Source organism: Streptococcus lactarius, from assembly GCF_016642265.1.
Lineage (GTDB): Bacteria > Bacillota > Bacilli > Lactobacillales > Streptococcaceae > Streptococcus > Streptococcus lactarius.
The window spans coordinates 175,321-190,820 of record NZ_MRXX01000001.1; the positions used below are offsets into that span (position 1 = coordinate 175,321).

A 15,500-nucleotide genomic window follows, 5' to 3' on the forward strand; every position below is an offset into this window, starting at 1 on the left:
TGTCCCACTCTCTTTTCTTCTATACTTCTAAACTTGCTTGTTGAGCATTTAATTGGTAGATAGTCCCTTCAACTCCAAAATATTCCTTAGCCAAATCTTTCAATTCCTGCATGGCAGTTCGAGCTCGTTTAGCTTGCTCATCATTGATGGCTTCAATAACTAAAATAGCATCCTTGGTATCTTCTGTTAGCATGGTTCTTTGGGCTTCTCGCCAATTCAAACAACGACAAACGGCTCCTTCTTGGTCATAATAAATGATTTCCCCTTCCAAAGCTGGAGCATCTTCTTCAGCGCCCAGCGGAAAGAAAGGTTCACCACCTTTTGCTTGTCCCAGAGAAAGGCCTCCTACTAATTTACTCATATCTTCTCCCCCACAAGGTAAGGCATAAGACATAGACACACTATTGTATAAATCAACCAAAGGATTAATAGGATAAAATTCACGCCCTTGGAACACACGTTTTAGGAGTGCCTCGATCGAAGATCTGGCTCCTTTTTTTGTTTTAAATTTAGTAAAGGCCTGACGCCATTCTTGGACGAATTCACTCTGAGTATAGTTTTCTTCATCGATAAATTCCCAAGCGCGCTTAGCTCCTTTGTCTAACAAGTCTTTAAAATAAAGATCCTTGGCTTCATCTACTGTATTATCGATGCCAACTAAAGACATGACTGTAATAGTTGCTGTTGGAAATAAATCCCAAAATGCTTGATCGACTGTAACTTTCATTGTTTTACCTCACCATAGTTTCTTTTTTGACCTTTTTTAACCAGTTCCCAATCCAAGGTAATATTCTCACGCACTCGGACTAGATACTCCTCTAACCGAGCAACTTCTTTTTTTGAAAACCCCTTCAAGGCGGTTTTTTCGGAGTAAAGATGCTCCCCTAAAATGAAGGGGTATAGCTGTTGACCTTTCTCAGTTAAAGCCCATTCCTTTGTTTTGAGGTTTTCCCCCATGGGGCATTGCTGAATCAAGCCTCTTTCTTCTAATTTTTTTACGGACCTAGCGACAGTAGATCGGTCTACCTTTAAAAGTTCTGAAAGTTCTTCCTGAATAATTCCAGGTTGTTCCGCTATTCGCACCAGATAAAGATATTGACCACGCGCCAAATTCAAATCTCGAAATTCGATATTTGCAATGGAATCCAGCGCACGTGCAATGATACCAATCTCACGTAAAATATTCATCCACTCCTCCTTTCCTAGTAGCAATACTATAACATTTTTTTGTTGCAAATGCAATAAAATAACAACAAAAAAGAAACCAGACTCTAATCTGATTTCTTTTATTCGTCTTTAATTCTTCTTTTAAAGCGTAGGCGTCCTTTGAGTTTTTTGGTTATTTTCTGGTGTTGGAAGGCTACTTCCTCTGATTGCAATTTAGAAACAATTACGCCATTGCGCGTTTCAAATTTGGATTCTCTAGCAAACTGAATACTGGCATTTAAAATACAGCCAATAATCATAATTTTTGCTACCAAGATAAACCAGAACATAATAATAGCAAGGACGACCGAACCGAAGAATCGAGCATCTAAGAAATGACTCACATAGTGGTCAACATATTTCCAAAAGATATTTAGAATCGCATACATGACAACCACTACAAAGCTAGCCCCCGGTAGAACATATCTGAATCTAGGAATTTTAACATTTGGAAGTGTGTAGTAGAGCAAAACCAAACTCACAAAGAGCAAAAGGTAAATCATAGGCTCTGTTAAATTCAATAGACGGACATAAATCGTCCGGTCAAAGGAAAAAGTATGGTAGAGATAGCGGACAATCATCTTGCCAAACATCGAAAGGATCAAGGAGAGACCAAATAAACCCTGTAAAGCAAAGCTAATCAGAAAGCTAAAGATACGTCCCCAGATGATCCCACGTTCTTTTTCAACCCCATAACTCTTGTTGTAGGCCCTTTGAAGGTAAGCAATGCTCTGGGAAAAGATCCACAAAGCCGAAATAATGGAGAAACTCAATAAACCAGTCGAGGGCTTTGTTAAAATATTGGAAATCATCTGAGCCACGGTTCGATACAGAGTTTCTGGAAGTACTTGTTGCAGGCTCAAAAGAATCTGAGTTGGCCGGATTCTAAAATAGGGTAGAATGTTCGCTGCAATCAGCATCAAAGGGAAAATGGAGATCAGCAAATAATAGGCCACAGCGATACTGGTAATATCAGATTCTGCACTCTGATAAAATCGCACGAAGCCCTTGATAAACGGCTGATCGAACACTTTTTGTAGGACCTTTTTCATCCTTCACCTCCCCATTTACCAAAAAAGAGCAAAGAGCGAAACCAAACGATTGTCTTCAGCTCCATTCTTTCCTCTCTATCTTCTAGTATGTCCCTTCTTCACCTTGACTGGTCAAGATCACGGGACCATCTTTTGTAATGACAAACTGGTGCTCGTATTGGCAAGAAAGGCCACCATCGAGGGTCTTATGTGCCCAGCCAGTTTCCATATCTGTATCAATCTCCCAAGTACCGGTGTTAATCATTGGTTCAATGGTCAAGACCATGCCTTCACGCAAACGAAGACCTCGACCAGCCCGTCCATAATGCGGTACCATCGGTTCTTCGTGCATGGTTGGGCCGACACCGTGCCCAACCAAATCACGCACAACTCCGTAACCTTTGCTTTCTGCATAGTCTTGAATCGCAGCACCAATATCTCCCAAACGATTGCCAACAACTGCTTTCTCAATTCCTTTATACAGACATTCTTTAGTCACATCCATCAAGTCTTTGACTTCTTGGGAAACATTGCCAACAGCATAGGCCCAACAAGAATCTGCTAATCCACCAGTGTATGACTCTGTATATTTTTTGACTTGGGCTACATTATCAAAATCCAATTTTGAAACATCTAAAACAGACTTGTCGAGTGGTTCTGATAAGACCATATCTACCTTGAGGAGATCACCATCTTTCAGGATAACATGACGGGGAAAAGCGTGAGCCACCTCATCATTTAGTCCACAACAAGTCGCATAGGGGTAATCCATTAAACTGCCTTCTACACCGATCTGAAGTGGTAAGACATTGGCTTCCTTACAGCGACGACGAACATACTCTTCTACTTCCCACAAATCAAGTCCTGGCTTGATCAAATCCCGCAGTCCAATATGGATGCTTGCAAGGAAATCTCCTGCCCGATCCATGGCTTCAATTTCACGTTGTGATTTTAATGTAATCATTGCTTTCTCATTTCTTTTGCTTAATTAATCTTAATGGTAATGGTTGCTTTGGCTATCAGCTGGAGATCCAAATAGAGACTGAAGTCTACTAAGGCAGAACGTCTAGTACGTCTGACTAGTTGAGGCTCAATACGAATCACATCGTCCACCTGTACGGCCTGTAAAAAATTGATGATTAACTGTTCTACAATCAAGCTACGTCCACTATGTTGCATGATCTTGCGAACAATCTTCATCAAGACTTCGATCACGACCCCATTGGCTAAAACTCCGCTTTTCTCCAGCATACTCGGTTCTACCGTGAATTGGTAATGATCATTCTCTGCTTGAATCTTCTGGCCGATTTGCTCGCTAAAGGTTGGTAGACTCGAAAATTGAACCTTACTAATTCGATCCATGACATCACGGCGCGTGATGACACCAAGCAAGGTCTGGTTGGTGCGAATCACAGGAATCATCTCATAATCTTCAGCAATCATGCGCTGGCTAATCGTCGCAATACTGGTAGAAAGATTGGTCGTAAAGATGGTTCGCGACATTACCTTGTCAAGAGTGGTCTGAGGAGCCTTATCCCCCGCATCTCGCATGGTTACAACTCCTACTACCATCTGGTGTTGATTGACAACCGGAAAGCGACTAAAGCGATTTTTTCGGACCAAATCCAGATAGTCCCGGACCGTATCTGTCTCAGAGAGATAACCATACTCATGCATCGGACGATACACCTGCTCGACCGTCAAGATATCCGTCTTGATCTGCATATTGGACAAGGCTTTGTTGATCATGGTAGCGACAGTATAGGTATCGTGGCTTGTCCGAATGACAGGGATCTGAACTTGATTCGCTAAGCGAATCACATCTTCATCAACCTCAAAGCCACCCGTCACCAAAACGGCATTATCATGTTTTAAGGCAAGACGTTGAATATTGGTACGATCTCCAACAATCAACAATCCCCCTTCAGAAACGTAATCTAAGACATGTTCTTCCGTCATGGCACCGATGTAAAATTTATTAAATTCCTTTTCAAGCCCTTGATCACCAGCTAAAATCTCAGAGCCTGTGATTTCTTGAATTTCTCGATAGGTCAAATGTTCTAAGACGGCCTTTTGTGATTTGACACGGATGGTCCCACTTCTAGGCCGCGTCTCCACAATCCCTTGATTCTCAGCTTCTTTGATAGCCCGATAAGCCGTCCCATCACTAACATTCAAAAAATTAGAAATGCTGCGGACACTGACCCGTTTCCCGATCGGCAATTTTTCGAGATAATCTAAAATCTCTTGGTGTTTACTCATAGAAGTCCCCTCTACTTAGGCGAAAATCATAATAATCGCGCATTTTACGCGTATAACGGTCACTTCCTTTAAACTGACGGAAAAGACGAAAACCTGCTTTTAAAGCAACCTTTTGGCTAGCTGCATTTTCAACATGGGTGACAATTTTGATCTCTTTTAGTTGAAATGTTTCAAAAGACAAAGTGACCAATTTTTTGACCACTTCGGTCATCAAACCTATCCCCCAGAAATCCTTGCGCAGAAAGTAACCCAACTCAGCTTCACCCTTAATTTCATCCAACTTTTCAAACTTGATGGAACCAATCATTTGCTTGGTTTTCTTATCGCAGATAGCCCAGACCCCTAAAGGATTTTTCATGAAATAATTGGCCAGTACATACTGGGTTTCTGCCAAATCCGCCTGTAATGGAAAGATAAATTCAAGATTTTCTGGATTTGAAGCAATCTGATAAAAATCGCCCGCATCTTCAAAGAGAAAAGGTCGTAAATACAGCCTCTCTGTCTCAATTAGTGAATTGGCAGCTAACTGCGTCCAAATATTCATCGTCTACTCCAATTACTTTTTCACAGCTAAAGTAAGATGCACAAGCAACATCAGTCTTCAACCAACTGAATCTCTGCTCCAAGCTGCGTCAATTTACTTATGATATCTGAATAGCCCCGAAGAATATACTCAACATTGGTAATTTCAGTTCTACCAGAGGCCATAAGCCCAGCAATCACCAAGGCAGCTCCTGCACGAAGATCTGTTGCTTTTACACTTGATCCTGTTAGTTGATTCGGACCCTCATAGATAATATGGTTGTTCAATGTCGAAATTGTAGCCCCCATCTTGGCTAATTCCGGAACATGATTTACCCGTTTTTCATAAATCGTATCCACAATTCGCCCACGACCTCTCGCTGTCAAGAGCAAGGGAGTAATGGGTTGTTGCAAATCCGTCGCAAAACCAGGATAAGGGGAAGTCTTGATCTGAATCGCTTTTAAGCCTGTTTGTTTTTCAACAAAAATACTGTCTTCAGAAATGGTCATACGAACTCCCATTTCTTCTAACTTGGCAATGTAACTTTCCAAATGCTCATACAAGACATTGTTGATCTGAATTCCTTCACCGATAGCCGCAGCCAAAGCAATATAGGTTCCTGCTTCAATGCGGTCAGGAATCACCTGGTGTCTCGTCCCATGCAGATGAGCAACGCCATCAACGGTTATGATATCTGTCCCTGCACCACGAATGTGGGCTCCCATATTGTTCAGTAAGGTGACCACATCGATAATTTCAGGCTCTCGCGCCGCATTTTCAATGACGGTACGTCCTTCAGCCTTTACAGCTGCCAAAATCGTATTGATCGTTGCACCAACGCTTACGGTATCCATAAAGATATTGGCACCCTTTAGTGGCTTACCATCTGTTGCGAGCCTCATACTTGAGCCATCCTGCGTCATGGCAGCCCCCATGGCTTCAAAAGCTTTCAAATGCAAGTCAATCGGACGAGGCCCAAGATCACATCCTCCAGGCAATCCAACAGTCGCTTGGCCATAACGTCCTAATAAACTACCATAGAAATAATAGGATGCTCGCAGACTATTGATCTTTCCAAAAGGCATCGGCATATCTTTGACACCACGCGGATCAATGATCAAGCTGTCTTCCTTACGCTCAATCTTTGCCCCCATAATGGTCATAATATCAATTAAACTCTCAACATCTGAAATATCCGGCACACCATCCAAGGTCACGATATCATCTGAAAGAATTGTCGCAGGAATCAACGCAACCACACTGTTTTTAGCACCACTAATGGTCACCTCTCCTTTTAGAGGGCGACCACCATGTATCACAATTTTTTTCATCTCAATCATTCATTAGCTCTTTCAAATCAATTTCTCCTACTATCCTTATTCATCAAGGAAATAGAAGGAATGACGTATTAAAATACTAAAACTATTATACCACAGATTCACTTGCTTTTCCATCTGTAGAAATTTACAGAAACAAAAAAGCTAGGATTCTTGTCGAGCCTAACTTTCTGTTCAAAATCGATTATTTCACTGCTTCTTTCAAGGCTTCAACCTTGTCTAAATGTTCCCATGGAAGATCGATATCTGTCCGTCCCATATGTCCATAAGCCGCTGTTTGACGGTAAATCGGACGTTTGAGATCCAGCATTTGGATGATTCCTGCAGGACGAAGGTCAAAGATTTGACGCGCCGCTGCTTCTAATTTGCTCTCAGCAACTGTTCCAGTACCAAAGGTATCGATACGAACAGAGACAGGTTGGGCTACCCCAATCGCGTAAGCCAATTGCACTTCTGTTTTCTTAGCAAGACCTGCCGCAACAATGTTCTTCGCAATGTAGCGAGCGGCATAAGAAGCGGAACGGTCAACCTTAGTCGCATCCTTACCAGAGAAGGCACCACCACCGTGACGTGAATAACCACCATAAGTATCCACGATGATTTTACGACCAGTCAAACCAGAGTCTCCTTGAGGTCCTCCGATTACAAAGCGACCTGTTGGATTGATGAAGAATTTAGTCTCATCATCTAGGTAAGAAGCTGGAATCACTTCTTTGATGACCTTGTTAATCACATCTTCGTGGATTTGTTCATTGCTGACATCTGGATCATGTTGGGTTGAAATAACAACTGTATCCACGCGCACTGGACGATCATTTTCATCGTACTCAACAGTAACTTGTGATTTGGCATCTGGACGAAGGTAGCTGATTTCACCTGACTTACGCAATTCTGCCAAGCGACGAACCAACTTGTGGCTGAGTGAGATTGGCAACGGCATGAGTTCTTCAGTTTCATCCACTGCAAAACCAAACATGAGACCTTGGTCTCCAGCTCCAATCAAATCAAGTGGATCTTGGTCTGCATTTCCACGCACTTCTAGGGCTTCATTAACCCCTTGAGCGATATCTGGTGATTGTTCTACCAAGGATGGGTGTACTCCTACTGTTTCAGCTGAGAATCCATACTCTGTATTGGTATAGCCAATCTCTGCAATCGTATCACGCACCACACGGTTAATATCCACATAGGCATTTGTTGAAATTTCACCAAAAACATGGACTGAACCTGTATAAACAGCTGTTTCAGCCGCAACGTGCGCTTCTGGATCTTGCTCTAAAATAGCATCCAAGATCGCATCTGAAATTTGGTCTGCAATCTTATCTGGATGCCCCTCAGATACAGATTCAGACGTGAATAATTTACGTTCTGACATAAAAATGTCCCCCCTTAAAAATATTCGTTATAGAGTTACAAAGCACTGGTAGAAGATTTCTACCACCTTATCGGGACCATATAACACTTCATTATACCATAATTTTCCATAGAGCCTCTTTGTTTCTAAAAAGAAAAAGATATAGTTTAAAACTATATCTCAGAACGTAGACAANNTTGTCTACGTTCTGAGATAGGACTTTTGGCCCTATCTTCTATAATTACTCTCCATTTTCAAACGTTACAGTTCCAAGAAAAACCAGTGTTGCCATTATAAGAGATGAAAAGAAAAAGGGAGACCACTCCCACTCAGGATCATACGCTGCAATCATCGAAACGAAATAAAGGGCTGAGGCTATGTAAAGAGTTGTTTTATTCCCTTTGTTTTTTCCATTCCAAAGCAGGACTGTTGCAATAATAAAACAGAGTAGATGAAGCCATAGGAAAGCTAGTAGTATAATTCCCAATGCTCCCAATGCAACTGTAAAACATAGAAGTATACTAAGATAGCTGAGGGCTAAGTAAAATGCCAGGCTTAGAATTACTGAAGTAGGGACATGCTTTTGTTGATCTTGCTCAACAATTGGTGGCTGAACATTCTCTTCAAGCAGACTCTCTTTCTCATGGTTTGATTCATAATTTTGTTGATCTGTCATAACTTTCTCCTAACAATTTTCTAAAATATACTGCTTTTCTTAAAAAGCTGGAATAAAAGATTTTATAAGTGATATTCACTGAATTCTTCCATTCATCCTAATGACATCTTAAAATTACACAACTTGACAGAAAATCTTGACTCGATAAGATTATTAATCAAGCAAATACTTATTTAAAAATGTTACCACTTCTCTTTAATATCTCAATACTTCTGTATCTTCTTTAACCAACAGTGTTCCGATTAAATCCAGAACGCCTAAACATAAAGGTCCAATTCGAAAAATTTCCCAGTCTGGATCAAAAGCTAAGACAATAGACAGCAGATAGAGCCCAATACTCGCATGGAGAAGGCTTTTATTCCCCTTCTTCATCCCGAGTCGAAGTAAAAAGGCTCCAATCGCAAGACTGAATAAGTTTGGACCAAGGAAAATCAAAACGACAAATCCCCAAGCGCTACCCGAAAGTGCAAAGTAAGAGACAAACAATACAAGATAGATAATGGATAAGTAAAAGGCCGCTGAAAGAAGAATGGATGTAAATCCGATTTTTGTTGGATGATTCTGAATAGATGCAGCATTAAAACCGTCTTCACCCATCCTACTATGTTCTTTATTTTCTTCAAAATATTTCTCTTGGTCTGGCATAGCTTTCCCTACCTTTCTTTTTTATATTTTCTTTTAACACCATTATACATGATTTCATCTATGCAATGCTATTTCTTAAAAATTGATTTGGACGGATTTCCAATTAGATTTCTGACATGTAATGAAATAGACGGGAAAGCTTCCTTAAATAAAATCTGCCTCTGCAATGGCTCGTTTTACCTCTTCAATCGGTAGATTGACCAGCTCCACTTCTTTTTCACGGTAGAGGTACTCTGCGTATTCATCGATGCGATATTGATGGATGTATACCACCCGCTTACAGCCAACTTGAAGTAACTGCTTAGTACAATTGAGACAAGGAAAATGCGTCACATAAGCTGTGAAGCCTTTGGGAATTCCTCTTTCAGCTCCCTGCAAGATCGCATTAACTTCTGCATGAATGGTCCGGACACAGTGTCCCTCGACCATGAGACATCCATCCTCTAAACAATGATCTGTTCCAGAAACAGATCCATTATAACCTGTTGCAATGACCTTATTATCCTTAACCAAAACAGCCCCTACTTTCGCCCGATTACAGGTCGCCCGATTCGAAATCAGTAAGGCCTGAGCTGCAAAATACTCATCCCATGCTAGTCGATTGTGTGTCACCTTTCGGTCCTCCATCTAATATGAATTCTGCTATCATTGATTTCATTATAGCATGAATTAAGACAGAAAAAAAGACTGAGAAAATTTCCTCAGTCTGATCGTTATTATTTACCAAGTTTTGCTTTAGCTGCATCTGCAAGAGCTGTGAAAGCTGCTGCATCGTTAACAGCCAAGTCAGCAAGCATTTTACGGTTCACTTCGATCTCAGCCAATTTCAAACCATGCATCAATTGTGAGTATGAAAGTTCGTTCAAACGAGCTGCCGCATTGATACGTGTGATCCACAATTTACGGAAGTCACGTTTCTTTTGACGACGGTCACGGTATGCATAGTAGTAAGAGTTCATTACTTGTTCTTTTGCAGTACGGAACAAGATATGTTTAGCTCCATAGTAACCTTTAGCTAATTTAAGAATACGTTTACGACGTTTGCGTGATACAACGCCACCTTTAACACGTGCCATTTATATTTCCTCCAATATTTCCTAGAATTGTTTACTTACAAATACGCGATTATTTCAAGCGAGTAAGCATTGCTTTGATACGTTTGAAATCTCCTCCATGCACCATAGATGCTTTACGAAGATGACGACGTTGTTTCTTAGTTTTTCCGTGGAAACGGTGAGAAGTGTAAGCACGGAAACGTTTAAGTCCACCAGAACCTGTACGTTTGAAACGTTTAGCTGATGCGCGGTGTGTTTTTTGTTTTGGCATGATATTTTCTCCTTTTTTTAACTTTCTGATAGATTATTTCTTATCAGTTGCTGGCGCCAATTGCATGAACATTTGACGTCCATCCATCTTAGCTCGTTGTTCGATGATCGCCACATCTTGTGTCGCTTCAGCGAAGTCGGCTAAAACTTTAGCACCAATCTCTTTGTGGGTAATCATACGACCCTTAAAGCGAATGGATACCTTCACTTTATTTCCTTTTTCAAGGAATTTGCGAGCATTGCGAAGTTTTGTATCGAAATCACCCTTGTCAATCACTGGGCTCAAACGAACTTCTTTCACGGTCACAACACTTTGTTTTTTGCGTTGTTCTTTTTGCTTCTTCTGGTACTCAAATTTGAACTTACCGTAGTCCATAATTTTCGCAACAGGAGGCTTAGCTTGAGGTTGAATGAGAACCAAGTCTACATTAGCGTCGTCCGCAAGTGCTTGCGCTTCGCTAAGTGGTTTAATCCCCAATTGCTCACCTTCAAGACCGATTAAGCGAACTTCACGTACACGAATTTCATCATTGATGAATAAGTCTTGTTTTGCTATGGTTTTCACCTCTCTTTTATTATTCGAGAAAAACAAGAACGGACCTGCAAAGCAGGCCCGAACTACATGATGTATTTCATTACTGAAACTTGATCCGTAGGGGCCAGGCAACTTGCGTCACAAGGCGAGAAGTTCTCACTTCTGCTTTTCTCAACTTTTATATAATATCAAGTTTTTTATTCTTTGTCAAGAATTTTTTTCGCTTTTTCTTCGATAAAGGCCACCACATCTGCAATTCCAACACCTGTTGTATCAAAATGGATGGCATCCTCTGCAGGTCTCAATGGCGAAACAGCCCGGTGGCTATCTTTGTAATCCCGTTCAGCAATTTCCTTCTTCAACAATTCAAGATCCGCTGTGATGCCCTTTTCAACGTTTTCCTTGTAGCGACGTTCTGCACGTTCTTCTACAGATGCCACTAGGAAAATCTTCAACTCTGCATTTGGCAAGACAACTGTTCCAATATCGCGACCGTCCATGACGATTCCACCCTTGACAGCAATCTCTTGCTGAAGAGCCACTAACTTTTCACGGACAGGCGCAAGCGCTGCGACCCACGAAACATTATTGGTTACTTGGTTATCACGAATTGGATGGGTAATATCCACATCGGCTACAAAAACAAGCTGCTCTCCTTCTTCCGAACGACCAAAGCTGATCGGATACTGATCCAACAGAGCCAACAAGTCCTCCACTTGCTCCGCAGACAAGTTGTTTTGCAACGCTAAATAGGTCGCTGCTCGATACATAGCTCCCGTGTCCAAATAGGTGTAATCCAAGTCCTTGGCAATAATTTTTGCAACCGTAGACTTCCCACTTGAAGCAGGCCCATCAATTGCAATTTGAATTTGTTTCATGAGCTACTCCTACCGAATTTTCACTTCATCACCAGGATTGGCATACCAAGATCCTGTAGACATATGAGAAGGATTGAGCTGTTCTAATTGCGCAATGGAAATACCAGCACGCGCAGCAATGGCTGCTTCACCTTCACCAGCTTGAACAGTGATAGTTCCTTCCGACGATTTTTCATCTTTTGAGTTATCGTCTTTGGCTGTTTGAGCAGCAGGCGCAGAGGATTTCTGCTCAACCTTGGTTTCTCCATTGTAGAAGCCAGACATTTGTTTGGATTTGTTGCTACCTCCAGTAGATAGGAAAATCAGCAAACAAACCATTGCTACTACTATTACAAAGAAAATAATCGCTAAAATCGTCAATAGACGATCTGCCTTAATCCCATTCAATTTACTCGTTCGCTTCAATGTTTCTTCTCCATCATCATAAATATCTTCTTCCCATGGTTCTTTTGCCATGACTTCCTCCTTGTTTTTTCTCGTAAAAATCATTACAATAGAAATATGAAAGTTACGTTAATTCCAGATCGTTGCATCGCTTGCGGTCTCTGCCAAACCTATTCTGAATTATTCGATTACCATGACAATGGCATCGTTAAATTTGCCACAGAAGATGACCTCCTCGAAAAGGAAGTTCCTATCACAGACGATGTTCTTGAGGCCATCAAAGAATGCCCCACACATGCTCTCTTAAAAGATTAAGAGAGTTTTTTATTTGGTCGCATAATACATCTCGTAATAATCCACATGGATAAAGTTGTCCGTCAAGACGACTTCTCCTTTAAAATAGGGATTTAAAGCAAGTGCATTGATAAAGTATTTTTTAGGCCATTTCCGCATACAGAAAGTACGACTGCGTGAGCCGTTATTAAAAATCAGCTTGATCGACTTCTTGTTCACTTCGATTTTTTCGATTGATTCAATCTTCACCTTGATCGGTGTAAAAGGATTGGCTGTAATAATCCGCAAAATTCCATCATCATAAATGGTAAAATAGCGATGAATCCCGATCGCAAGTAAGGCCATAAACAAAAAGAACGAGAACAAAACTAGCGTCGGCACACTAGAACTCTCATACATCAAGGCCAGTCCAATAAAGACTGGAATCACTGCAATGGACCAATAAGTCACAAGAACCGATAAGTCCGGCTGCCAATGATAATGGACCTTTCCAAATATCTTAATCATGAGCGTACCCCCATCTAATAGTTTAGCATAAAAAACAAAAAAAAGGGAGCCAGACAGTTAAAAATACAAAGATTTTTAACTGCTCGTGCTCCTTTGAATTGAATTAGTTGGTTGGAACTTTAAAGAAATCTTTTGAGAGGTAGCCTTTGCCACTAATCAAGTCATATTCAACCATTTTTAAATCATCCGCAATTTCCTGAGCTTCTCCTTCTAAAGCTTTTTTATCTACACTTGCCTTCTTCAACACTTCTGTTAAAAGCGCATAGTAAGGAGATACTTTCGAATTGGTTTGTTCAAAGACCATAGCAGAAAAATCACTCAAGTTAACTAAAGGGTAATTCAACTTCGGCGTATCAAAATTACTCCAAATGAAGTAATCCGTCTGATACTGACTCTCAGGGTTATTTTTAAAAGCTGACTCAGGATAGAGACCTGGCAAATGATCCCCATAGAAGACTACCGTAATCTTTTTATCCTTTTTAGAAAGACTTTCCAGGAAGGATTGGGTGGCGGTGTCGGTTTGAGAAAGCATTCTCACATAAGATGACAAAGATTTGTTTTGACCATCCGAAAACCCTGGATAACTTGCACTCATATCTATAGGATTTTGTTCAGTCCATGGAGTGTGGTTCTGTATTGTAATTACAGAGAAAAATTGACTATTCTTATTAAGATTTTCTTCAATCAAACGATAGGTAGAGTCATCACTATAATTTCCACCGACATTATATCCTTTATTCCCTTTGTTTCCATAATGTATGAATTTATTGAATTTTAAGTTTCCATAGATAACATTTCTTGAATAATTACTTGGGCTGGCGACGTGAATAACATCCCGATTTCTAGGATTAAAATAATTACTAATTGAAGGAAAATATTTCATTTTAGGCGCTACTTGAGTATATAGAATGGAAATGCTCGGAGAAAGGTTGTACATTGGTAATCCTGTTAAAGTTTGAAATTCCATATTAGCTGTTCCTCCACCGTATCCATCAGATTTCATCAATCCACTGGTTGTATTTTTCTTTATTTCTTGAATTTTTTTAACTGGATTTGATGAAACTTGAACTTTTTCTATCCTGGATGGATCTGAAAAACTTTCACTTAATACATAAATTACAGTATGTTCACTGATAAATTGATTTCGTGATTTATTTATGTCGATTGATTTTAGGCGGTATTTTTCTTCAATTTTTTCCATGGAAGATTTACTGTACTTGTCAGGTTTATACATAAGCTCAGATGTTAACTGAGAAAACCAAACATAACTATTTGATTTCATTTGTGCATTAACTGTATTTCCAAACCATGCAATATCATAACGATTATTTAAGGTTGCTAATACAGGAATTTTTTCATCCATTTTACCATCTTGTCTATTTTTAAAAGAATAATAGACACCGATATAGAAAAATAGAATTAAAAGGATTGTTACAAGCCTTACCAGTTGTATTTTAAATACTTTTCCGTAAAGAAGTATACCTCTAAAAAACCAATAAATAAAAAAAAGTAATGCTAGTAACACTATCACATATAAATATGAACTAACCCCAACAAACCCCAAAAGAGAGACTGGATTTTTTAACCAACTTAAATCACTTGGCAACAATGGTTCTTGGCGAAACTGATATTTTAAATAACTTGAAATAGAAATCCCAATAAGAAGCAATATATTTATGATGGAAGCTAACAGGTACTCATTGATAATAGAGTACAACAACAAAAATATAGCAAAGAAAATACTAATTTGAAACAATGTTGCCCCTGGAAAAATGTACTTCTCCATTATGATTAAATCTGCTCGAATACTATATTGAAGAAAATAATTTAATAGTATAGAGAAAACAACACTTGAAAAGATGGCTAAGCCCACTCCCGGTTTATTATTCTCTAACTCACTTATACCTTTTACAATATAACATGAAATAAAGAAAACAAAAATAATCAAAATTAAAATAAGTATATCTAACTCTAGTAAATTAGGAATCGTAAGTTTTAAAATATTATTTTTAAGAAAATGAGTAATGAAATTAGTTTCCATTACAGCATCAAAAAATTTACTATCGGTAAGACAAAAAGCTGTTAAAGAAAATGCATAAAATATAAAAGTATACTTCTCTCTATCATTTGAGATTGGAATTAGATATTTTTCAAACCATGAGAAAAATACGGAAATGAGATAATGATAGACAAAAGCAACTAGAAAAATTAATACAATATAAAATATGAAATCTACTTTTAAAAAAGAGTATTGCAAATGTTTAAAAAAAGTAAACTGCTTCTCATTTAATTTTAAACTAACATCAAGTATATATGAGAAGAACAAATACAATCCATAGATTACTCCAAATTTAATAAAAATTTCTTATTCCAAATTTTTGATAAAAACATACCTAAATAGATACAAGTAATTCCGATTAATAACATTGAACTATTAAAATAAGGTACTGATTGGAGACGGTAGTGAGATCTGACTGTAAATTGTATATTAATAACACTTAAAATTAACAACACAAAAGCAAGGGAGAATGAGGTGATTTTTA

The 15,500-nt window shown here is 39.3% G+C and carries 19 protein-coding genes and 1 other annotated feature; of the genes, 1 reads left to right on the forward strand and 18 read right to left on the reverse strand.

The window, feature by feature from the left end; all coding sequences use genetic code 11:
* Window positions 1-19: 19 nt before the first annotated feature.
* From BTU61_RS00910 to BTU61_RS00985, 16 genes are all read right to left on the reverse strand, one after another.
* Window positions 20-727: a B3/B4 domain-containing protein gene (locus tag BTU61_RS00910; protein WP_200771941.1), complete on the reverse strand. Its 708-nt coding sequence runs from the start codon at window positions 725-727 to the stop codon at window positions 20-22.
* On the reverse strand, window positions 724-1,188 hold the full coding sequence (locus BTU61_RS00915) for a MarR family winged helix-turn-helix transcriptional regulator (RefSeq protein ID WP_200771942.1): 465 nt from the start codon (window positions 1,186-1,188) through the stop codon (window positions 724-726). Before BTU61_RS00915 ends, BTU61_RS00910 begins: the two co-directional genes overlap by 4 nt.
* 98 nt (window positions 1,189-1,286) lie before the next feature.
* A complete protein-coding gene (locus tag BTU61_RS00920; protein ID WP_200771943.1) occupies window positions 1,287-2,258 on the reverse strand; it encodes a YihY/virulence factor BrkB family protein in 972 nt (323 codons plus the stop codon).
* Window positions 2,259-2,340: 82 nt separating this feature from the next.
* Window positions 2,341-3,201, reverse strand: a complete 861-nt coding sequence (locus BTU61_RS00925; protein ID WP_200771944.1) for a methionyl aminopeptidase — start codon at window positions 3,199-3,201, stop codon at window positions 2,341-2,343.
* Between the two features lie 20 nt (window positions 3,202-3,221).
* Window positions 3,222-4,499: a CBS-HotDog domain-containing transcription factor SpxR gene (spxR, locus tag BTU61_RS00930; RefSeq protein WP_200771945.1), complete on the reverse strand. Its 1,278-nt coding sequence runs from the start codon at window positions 4,497-4,499 to the stop codon at window positions 3,222-3,224.
* A complete protein-coding gene (locus tag BTU61_RS00935; RefSeq protein WP_200771946.1) occupies window positions 4,492-5,043 on the reverse strand; it encodes a GNAT family N-acetyltransferase in 552 nt (183 codons plus the stop codon). Before BTU61_RS00935 ends, spxR begins: the two co-directional genes overlap by 8 nt.
* Before the next feature lie 50 nt (window positions 5,044-5,093).
* Window positions 5,094-6,353 carry a UDP-N-acetylglucosamine 1-carboxyvinyltransferase gene (locus tag BTU61_RS00940; RefSeq protein WP_200772069.1) on the reverse strand — a complete coding sequence of 420 codons (1,260 nt, stop codon included), beginning with the start codon at window positions 6,351-6,353 and terminating at the stop codon, window positions 5,094-5,096.
* Between the two features lie 190 nt (window positions 6,354-6,543).
* Window positions 6,544-7,734 (reverse strand): methionine adenosyltransferase, encoded by a 1,191-nt coding sequence (metK, locus tag BTU61_RS00945; RefSeq protein ID WP_200771947.1) that lies wholly within the window; start codon window positions 7,732-7,734, stop codon window positions 6,544-6,546.
* Window positions 7,735-7,954: 220 nt separating this feature from the next.
* Window positions 7,955-8,389, reverse strand: coding sequence for a hypothetical protein (locus BTU61_RS00950; RefSeq protein WP_200771948.1), 435 nt, complete (start codon window positions 8,387-8,389; stop codon window positions 7,955-7,957).
* A gap of 195 nt (window positions 8,390-8,584) precedes the next feature.
* On the reverse strand, window positions 8,585-9,034 hold the full coding sequence (locus BTU61_RS00955; protein WP_200771949.1) for a hypothetical protein: 450 nt from the start codon (window positions 9,032-9,034) through the stop codon (window positions 8,585-8,587).
* A 144-nt stretch (window positions 9,035-9,178) separates the two neighbouring features.
* A complete protein-coding gene (locus tag BTU61_RS00960; RefSeq protein ID WP_049490930.1) occupies window positions 9,179-9,646 on the reverse strand; it encodes a deoxycytidylate deaminase in 468 nt (155 codons plus the stop codon).
* A 104-nt stretch (window positions 9,647-9,750) separates the two neighbouring features.
* Complete coding sequence (gene rplT / locus BTU61_RS00965) at window positions 9,751-10,110, reverse strand: 50S ribosomal protein L20 (RefSeq protein ID WP_200771950.1); 360 nt, start codon at window positions 10,108-10,110, stop codon at window positions 9,751-9,753.
* 49 nt (window positions 10,111-10,159) lie between these two features.
* Window positions 10,160-10,360, reverse strand: a complete 201-nt coding sequence (gene rpmI, locus BTU61_RS00970) for a 50S ribosomal protein L35 (protein ID WP_187539134.1) — start codon at window positions 10,358-10,360, stop codon at window positions 10,160-10,162.
* A 33-nt stretch (window positions 10,361-10,393) separates the two neighbouring features.
* Complete coding sequence (gene infC, locus BTU61_RS00975; protein WP_003003721.1) at window positions 10,394-10,924, reverse strand: translation initiation factor IF-3; 531 nt, start codon at window positions 10,922-10,924, stop codon at window positions 10,394-10,396.
* Between the two features lie 15 nt (window positions 10,925-10,939).
* Window positions 10,940-11,068, reverse strand: a sequence feature (ribosomal protein L20 leader region).
* A gap of 23 nt (window positions 11,069-11,091) precedes the next feature.
* Window positions 11,092-11,772 (reverse strand): (d)CMP kinase, encoded by a 681-nt coding sequence (cmk, locus tag BTU61_RS00980; RefSeq protein WP_200771951.1) that lies wholly within the window; start codon window positions 11,770-11,772, stop codon window positions 11,092-11,094.
* Between the two features lie 9 nt (window positions 11,773-11,781).
* Window positions 11,782-12,228 carry an SAG1386/EF1546 family surface-associated protein gene (locus BTU61_RS00985; protein WP_200771952.1) on the reverse strand — a complete coding sequence of 149 codons (447 nt, stop codon included), beginning with the start codon at window positions 12,226-12,228 and terminating at the stop codon, window positions 11,782-11,784.
* Between the two features lie 45 nt (window positions 12,229-12,273).
* Between BTU61_RS00985 and BTU61_RS00990 the strand changes: the two genes are divergently transcribed.
* Entirely contained in the window at window positions 12,274-12,471 is a 198-nt protein-coding gene (locus BTU61_RS00990; protein ID WP_187539140.1) for a ferredoxin, read from the forward strand.
* A gap of 9 nt (window positions 12,472-12,480) precedes the next feature.
* Here the strand turns inward: BTU61_RS00990 and BTU61_RS00995 are convergent, their stop codons facing one another.
* Window positions 12,481-12,957, reverse strand: a complete 477-nt coding sequence (locus tag BTU61_RS00995) for an EbsA family protein (RefSeq protein WP_200771953.1) — start codon at window positions 12,955-12,957, stop codon at window positions 12,481-12,483.
* 103 nt (window positions 12,958-13,060) lie between these two features.
* A complete protein-coding gene (locus BTU61_RS01000) occupies window positions 13,061-15,283 on the reverse strand; it encodes an LTA synthase family protein (protein ID WP_200771954.1) in 2,223 nt (740 codons plus the stop codon).
* Window positions 15,284-15,500: the final 217 nt, after the last annotated feature.